At 55.6% G+C, this 6214-nt stretch carries 5 protein-coding genes; all 5 read right to left on the bottom strand.

What is annotated here, in order from left to right; all coding sequences use genetic code 11:
• Positions 1–47: 47 nt before the first annotated feature.
• Positions 48–908, bottom strand: a complete 861-nt coding sequence (locus tag HMPREF2954_RS06910; protein ID WP_045075118.1) for an EamA family transporter — start codon at positions 906–908, stop codon at positions 48–50.
• Positions 909–1052: 144 nt separating this feature from the next.
• Positions 1053–3344, bottom strand: coding sequence for a TonB-dependent siderophore receptor (locus HMPREF2954_RS06915; RefSeq protein WP_231574662.1), 2292 nt, complete (start codon positions 3342–3344; stop codon positions 1053–1055).
• Positions 3345–3656: 312 nt separating this feature from the next.
• Positions 3657–4349 carry an aspartate/glutamate racemase family protein gene (locus tag HMPREF2954_RS06920; protein ID WP_045075124.1) on the bottom strand — a complete coding sequence of 231 codons (693 nt, stop codon included), beginning with the start codon at positions 4347–4349 and terminating at the stop codon, positions 3657–3659.
• A gap of 37 nt (positions 4350–4386) precedes the next feature.
• The gene (locus HMPREF2954_RS06925) at positions 4387–4737 is read right to left on the bottom strand and encodes an MmcQ/YjbR family DNA-binding protein (RefSeq protein WP_045075127.1); all 351 of its coding nucleotides are present in this window, start codon (positions 4735–4737) and stop codon (positions 4387–4389) included.
• Between the two features lie 76 nt (positions 4738–4813).
• Positions 4814–6214 (bottom strand): ABC transporter permease (locus tag HMPREF2954_RS06930; protein WP_141755649.1); only part of this gene is annotated, 1401 nt, incomplete at its 5' end.

Raw genomic sequence — 6214 nt, forward strand, 5'->3', positions numbered from 1 at the left:
ATGAGTGTCCAAGATTTGGGGGCCAGTTCAAACCGGATTTTGAGGTTTCAGACGACCTTTTTCATGACTGCCCGCTGCACCCCGAATATCGATACCAACACCAACGCAAATCCCGCCAGCGACTTCGCGTCCATCCCTTGCCCTAAAAACAGCCAGCCCAAGATAAATGCCGAGACAGGGCTGAGCAATCCCAACGACGAAACCGCAGCAGGCGAAAGTTTGGCGATTCCTCTGAAAAACAACACATAAGCCAATACGGCACCAAACAGGCTCAAATACAGATAGCCGCCGATATTGGCGGGGCTTAAAGATTCGAGCCGCGGTTCGGCAAGCAGGGCGACGGGCAGTAAAAACAATCCGCCGATGAAAAGCTGCCAGCCGGTGAACGCCAATACGGGCAGCGAAGTGCGGCGGTGTTTCGACAAATACACGCCCAACGCCATCGCTGCCGCGCCCGCCAATGCCGCCAAAATCCCCGTCCCGTCATAGCGCGCCTGCGGCGACAAAACCAAAAGCGCAATCCCCAAAACCCCTGCCGCCGACCAAGCCCAAGCTGCTTTAGGCGGCATGGTTTTGCCGATTAACCAAGTAAACACCAGCACCATCAGCGTCTGCGTCGAACTCAACACCGCCGCCAGTCCGCCCGGCAAGCGATACGCCGCCACAAACAGCATGGCCTGAAAAAAGCCGATGTTTAAAAAACCGAGCAAGACAACAGTCGCCCATTCATCGCGTTTGGGGATACGCCTCGTCCACGCCAACAGCAAAAGCCCGGCGGGTAAAACACGGATAAGCGCAGCGGTAAACGGTCGGTCTGGAGGCAGAAATTCGGTGGTCACCAGATAGGTGCTGCCCCAAATCAACGGGGCGAGTGCGGTGGTCAGGATGGTGGCGGTGCGGCTGGGCATCGGGATTCCTTGTATTTGTGTTTCAGCTTGCCCGAAGGTCGTCTGAAAAATGGGACGGATATGCAATGATGGAAAGAAAAAGCAGCCTGCACATTTTAAAACAAAAGTGCAGGCTGCTTTTCGTTATTTCAGACGACGAGGGGATTACAGCCGCCAGTTCAGTTTGAACATGATATTGCGCGGCATTCCGTAAAAATTGTAAGCACCGTTGCTGCGGTTGGCGTTGTTTTCAAAATAACGCTTATTCGACAGGTTGTTGCCAATCAGGCTCAAACGGATGCGGTCGGTCGGCGCGTATTGCACATCGGCATGCCACAAGGTGTAGCCGCCCTGCTTGAGGTTGGGCTGGTCGTGCAGGTTACCGGTACGGCTTTGCACGTTCATACCTGCGCCGATACTCCATCGGTGCGCGGCACCGGGCAGCCGGTAATTGGTGTAGAGCCTGAAGATACTGCGCGGCGTGTGCTGGCTGTATCTCTGCCCTGCTTGGTAGTCTTCGTCATCATTGCGGTATTTGCTGTCGTTGTAGGTGTAGCCGGCAAACAGTTTCCAGTTATCGGTCAGATTACCGGAAATTTCCGCATCCAAGCCTCGGCTGACCACTCGGCCAGTGTTGATATAGTAGCCGTTGCCCATTCCGTCATCTCCGCCATAAACGGCGCGGTTTTTCTGATCGATTTGGAACAAGGCGACGGCAGTGTTCAGGCGTTTGTTGTTCCAAGCGGATTTCCAGCCGATTTCGTAGTTGGTGCCGATAACGGGCGGTAAATCGTTGCCGCCGGCATCTTTATATTCGAGCTGCGGTTTGAAAATCGAGGTGTAGCTGGCATACAGGCTGTGATGCGGCGTTACATCCCAGGTAATACCCAAATAGGGCACGAAACGATTGCGGTTAATGCGGCGTGTCATACTCTCCAAAGGAGCAGGGTTGGCCGGGTCGATTATGTCATCGGTGTTTTGCCGATAACGCCACCGGGTGTAGCGGAAACCGGCCAGCAGGTGCAGTTTGTCGGTCGGATTAAAGCGGATACCGGCACTGACGGCATGGGAACGGGTATGCTCATCGGTGTGTCGGTGGATGGGGTTGAAGCGGTAATCCAAATCGGCCAGCTTGCTCCAATCGAGGCGCGGGATAACGGAACCGTCAAACGGATCCAGCGGGAAATCTCGGCTCAAGTTAGGGTCGCACCAGTTCGGCCAGCCGCGCGATGCGCAAAACTGGTTCCCAGAGTCGGACGGGTCTGCCCACAAATTCCAATGCTGCATGGTTTCGGAGTCGGTACGCCGTTTGTTGTAGCTGTATGTGGCGAACACGTCGTGCCGGCGTCCCAATGCCTCAAAGCGGCCGGTCAGCTTGCCTTGCGCCGTCCATTGCGCAGTTTTGTTGTCGGCAAGGCGGTTGCCGCTGCCCCAAATGGTGCCGCTGCTGTTTTGCCAGCTCGGACCGCTGCTGAGCGCGGCATACTCCCGAAATGCCGTGTCGCGGCGATAATCGACCAAGCCGACTGCCTGCCAGTTATCGTTGAAATCGTACCGCAGCTCCGAAAATAAATTGAATTTGGTGAAGCGGCTGTTGTTCCACGGCGCACCGGAATAAGCATTGCGCGGCAAATGCAGCGGATGATCCTCGCTGCCTGCAGGCAGGCCGTACACATCCGGCACCGCATGGCGGTTTTGATACAGGCTGCCCACCGTCCAAACTGCTTTTTCGCCCAAATCGAAATCAAGCACGCCGTACACCACGTTTTGCCGGCTATTGACGCGGTCGATGAAAGAACCAGACTTTTCCCATGCGCCCAACAAACGGCCGCGCACTGTTCGGCTGCTGTTGAGGCTGCCGGAAACATCCAATTCGCTGCGGTAAGTGTCGAAACGCCCCGCACTCACGCTGCCTTGTATCTGCCGTGCAGAAGTCGGCCGTTTGCGTACCGCATTGATGGTTCCGCCCGGCTCGCCGTTGGCCTGCGTCAAACCGGTGGCACCGCGCACCACTTCGATGTGGTCGTACACCGACAAATCGGTCTGACTCTCGGCATTGAGGATGGTTTCGCCCACATAGCTGGAAACATTGGAAGAAACGCCGTCTTCTTCTATTTGGTCGATATAGAAACCGCGCGACATGAAGCGCGAGCGGTCGGAATCGCGCACAACGGTAACGCCCGTAGTGGCCTTCAGTGCATCTTCCAAACGGGTAATGCCCTGCCCTTCAATCTGGGTTTTGGTAATGACGCTGACCGACTGCGGCGTTTCCTTGGGCGACAAAGCCAAACCCGTGGTGGTACGCATGGCGGAGGTGGTGAACGAATCGCGGTTTTCGGTACGCGTGCTGCGGTTTACCGCCTGTACATAAACATCTTCCAATACACCCGACACTTCAACTTTATCGGCAGCCGCTATGGCATGTGTGCCCAACAGCATGGAAGCAATCAGGCTCATGCGAAATCCCGAACGATTCATTTCTTCACCTCCCTTTTCATAGATTAAATTAATTTTTCCATTTTATTGAATAAAGAGAAGTAGATTTATCGGCAAAACGTTGTAATCCTAAAGCGTGATGCTATATTTTCAGACGACTGTGCGTTTTCTTCATGCAGGCCGTCTGAAAATTGGTTACCGTAGTTCGGACTGAAGCCTGACATGCCAAATCAGAAGGAATCGTGGGATGGATCCCATCCACCCTGTTCAAAATATTCGTTATCCGACACTAAGAATCAACCAACCCTGTCCCAGTTTAATCAAAAGTCCTAATTACTCCGCCAGCGCCGCATCCACCGCCGCAAGTGCATGGATGGCGGTGCTGTCGAACACGGGCAGCGGGCTGTCGGTTTCGTTCACAAGCAGGCAGATTTCGGTGCAGCCGAGTATCACGCCCTGCGCGCCTTCGTTTTTCAGACGGCCTATCACGTCGTAAAAGTAGCGGGCGGATTCGGGGCGGATGCGGTTCAGGCACAGTTCGTCAAAAATAATGCGGTGGATTTCGTCTTGTTCGGCGGCGGTCGGCACTATGGTTTTCACGCCCTGCCAACCCATGCGCTCAGTATAAAAACCGTCGCTCATGGTAAAGCGCGTGCCGAGCAGGCCGACGGCGGACAAGCCTTGCCGTTTGATGGCGGCGGCAGTCGCATCGACGACGTGCAGCAAGGGGATGCCAGCCACCTGTTCGATGGCGGGGGCGACTTTGTGCATGGTGTTGGTGGCGAGCAGCAAAAAATCCGCGCCGCCCGCTTCCAGCTTCCGCGCGCTTTGCGCCAACACGTTTCCTGCCGCCGCCCAATCGCCGCTTTTCTGCAAACGGACGATTTCTTCAAAATCCACGCTGTCGAGCAGGATTTTGGCACTGCGGTTGCCGCCCAAGCGGCGGTTGGTCTCGCGGTTGATGATTTGGTAGTAGAGCACGGTGCTTTCGGGACTCATGCCGCCGATGATGCCTATGGTTTTCATGTTTTTCCTTTCGTTTGATGTGTGGAGTTAATCAATCCTAGCGTGTCAGCACGAAGCTGTCGTCTATCAGCCGCCACACGTTTTCTGCGGGCGTTTGCGCCAATACGATGCTCAACCAGTGTTCTTTGTTCATGTGGTAGGCGGGCAGGATGCCTGCCGTCGCGCGCCATGCGCCGATGTGTTCGGGGCGGCATTTGACGTTGACGATTTCCATCAGACCGCCCTCGCCCATGCCCAGTTTTTCAGACGGCACGGGCATATACAGGCAGAACCATTTGCGGTTGCCCGTGTGGCGGAACACGGCAAAGTCGGGAGATTTCGCCCACGGATATTCCGCCGCCGCGCCGTAGCGTTCGGCCAGTCCGTCAAACAGGGTTGTTCGGTTCATGGCGTTTTTTCCTTTATAGTGAGTTAAGGAACAAATCAGGCATCAAGACCCGCCTGCTGAGTTTTCAGACAACCTCTCACTTCTCCTGTTTCTTCAACAACACACACGCCAAAATCAGGCTGGTGGCGGCAAAGGCGGCGATGGCGGCGTATTCATGCAACAGGTCGGCGGTGTGCAGCCCTTTGGTGAAGCTGCCGACGCTGACGGTGTAGTACCACGACGACGGGAAGGTTTTGCCGATAATCAGCGCGCCGCCTTCCATGGTGGACAGCGGGTAGAGAAAACCGGAATAGGTTTGCGCGGGGATCATGGTGATGATGGCGGTGGCGAAGATGGCGGCAAGCTGGGAGCGCACGAAGCAGGAAATCAAAAGCCCCAGCGCGGTACTTGCGGACACCATCAAGAGCGTGCCGACGGCGAGTCCTGCAAACGAGCCTTTAAGCGGCACGCCGAACAGGTAAATAATCATCAACATCATGGCGGCGAAATTGACCATGCCGACGGCGATATAGGGAAGCTGTTTGCCGATCAGATATTGCGCCACGGCGGCGGGCGATGCGTAGAAATTGGCGATGGAACCGATTTCGCGTTCGCGCACCACGCCGACCGCCGACATCATGGCGGGTATCATCATCAACACCAGCATCATCACGCCCGGGGCGATGGCGTTGATGCTGTCGAAATCCTGATTGTACATAAAGCGCGGTTCGATGCCGGCGGGGGCTTTGAGCGAAACGGGCAACCCGCTTTCGGCGATGCGGTCTTTGGTGTAGGCGGTGATCAGGCTGCCGATGTAGCCGCGGATGTTGGTGGCGTTAAACGGCATGGAACCGTCCACATAAAACCCAACTTCGGGTTTAAGTCCGCGCGCCAAATCGCGCCCGAAACCGCTCGGAATATCGATGACCAATATGGCGCCGGAGCTTTTGAGCACGGTGTCGATTTCGGCTTCGGACTGTATCGGCGGCTGTTGGAGGAAGTAGCGCGAACCGTCGAAATATTCGACCAGCTCGCGGCTGGCGGCGGTTTGGTCGCGGTCGTAAACGGCGAATTTCAGATTCCGTACGTCAAACGAAATCCCCCACGATACCGACGCCATGATAATCAGCGGGCCGAACACGGCGAAAAACAGGCGGATTTTGTCGCGCAGGAGTTCTTTAGCTTCGCGGCGGGCGAAGGTCCAAATCATGGAGAAGCGGTATTTGAAGGTTTGGGTGTTTGGGTTGTCTCGTAGGGTGTATGAACTTTGTTCACGCACGCCGTTTTGGGTTTCAGACGACCCTATATCTTTTCCTTGAAGGTCGTCTGAAAGTTCAGAATGCCTGTCATCCAATTCCCCTTCCGCGTGCGTGGCTTGCGCCACACACCCTACGGCCGGAGTTTCCGCCGGTAGGGTGTGTGAACTTTGTTCACGCACGCCGTTTTGAGTTTCAGACGACCTCGTATCTTTTCCTTGAAGGTCGTCTGAAAGTTCAGA

This window comes from Neisseria sp. HMSC067H09 (assembly GCF_001814135.1).
Classification (GTDB): Bacteria; Pseudomonadota; Gammaproteobacteria; order Burkholderiales; family Neisseriaceae; genus Neisseria.

Coding starts and splice junctions, on each gene's coding strand:
- HMPREF2954_RS06920 (WP_045075124.1), bottom strand. CDS start 4,349: ATGAAAACCATAGGCATCATCGGCGGCATGAGTCCCGAAAGCACCGTG.
- HMPREF2954_RS06925 (WP_045075127.1), bottom strand. CDS start 4,737: ATGAACCGAACAACCCTGTTTGACGGACTGGCCGAACGCTACGGCGCG.
- HMPREF2954_RS06915 (WP_231574662.1), bottom strand. CDS start 3,344: ATGAGCCTGATTGCTTCCATGCTGTTGGGCACACATGCCATAGCGGCT.
- HMPREF2954_RS06910 (WP_045075118.1), bottom strand. CDS start 908: ATGCCCAGCCGCACCGCCACCATCCTGACCACCGCACTCGCCCCGTTG.